The 1,016-nt window shown below is 63.9% G+C and carries 1 pseudogene; it reads right to left on the bottom strand.

Annotated features, from left to right (window positions below):
* Positions 1–1,016: pseudogene (locus H6X51_RS19855) on the bottom strand (hypothetical protein); the annotation flags it as partial.

Below are 1,016 nucleotides of genomic sequence, written 5' to 3'. Positions count from 1 at the left end.
TATCACCGGGCGCTACCGGTACCTCGACGATCACGCCGTTGTCGATATCGTCCTGGGTCACCAGGCGTTCGAGCAGGGTGTTGCCGTCCTTGTCGGTGACCTTGAGAGTATCGCCCACCTCGACGGTCGGGCCGGGGGTGACCAGTGCCGGTACTTTGCCATCCGGGCCGATCTCGGCTTCGTTGTATACACCATCCGGACCGGCGCCCTGCAGTTCCACCTCAACTGTGGGCACGGTGTTGTCCACCGGCTTGCTGTCGCTGTCGCTGCCGGAGTTACCCGCCGGGTCGGTGATGGTGGCATTGACGCTGACATCGGTATCACCGGGTGCTACCGGTACCTGCACGGTCACGCCGTTGTCCAGGTCATCCTGGGTCACCGGGCGGTTCCACAGGGTATTGCCGTCTTTATCGGTAACCACCAGGATGTCGCCGACCTCGACGGTCGGACCAGGGGTGACCAGCGCCGGGACGGTGCCGTCCGGGCCGATCTCGGCTTCGTTATACACACCGTCCGGACCGGCGCCCTGCAATTCCACCTCAACTGTGGGCACGGTGTTGTCCACCGGTTTGTTGTCGCTGTCGCTGCCGGAGTTACCCGCCGGGTCGGTGATGGTGGCATTGACGCTGACATCGGTATCACCGGGTGCTACCGGTACCTGCACGGTCACGCCGTTGTCCAGGTCATCCTGGGTCACCGGGCGGTTCCACAGGGTATTGCCGTCTTTATCGGTAACCACCAGGATGTCGCCGACCTCGACGGTCGGACCAGGGGTGACCAGCGCCGGGACGGTGCCGTCCGGGCCGATCTCGGCTTCGTTATACACACCGTCCGGACCGGCGCCCTGCAATTCCACCTCAACTGTGGGCACGGTGTTGTCCACCGGTTTGTTGTCGCTGTCGCTGCCGGAGTTACCCGCCGGGTCGGTGATGGTGGCATTGACGCTGACATCGGTATCACCGGGCGCTACCGGTACCTCGACGATCACGCCGTTGTCGATATCGTCCTGGGTCACC

The sequence above is a fragment of the Halopseudomonas xiamenensis genome (assembly GCF_014219065.1).
GTDB lineage: Bacteria > Pseudomonadota > Gammaproteobacteria > Pseudomonadales > Pseudomonadaceae > Halopseudomonas > Halopseudomonas xiamenensis.
The sequence above is the reverse complement of the archived record's forward strand: the minus strand, read 5'-3'. Positions and strand labels throughout refer to the sequence as shown.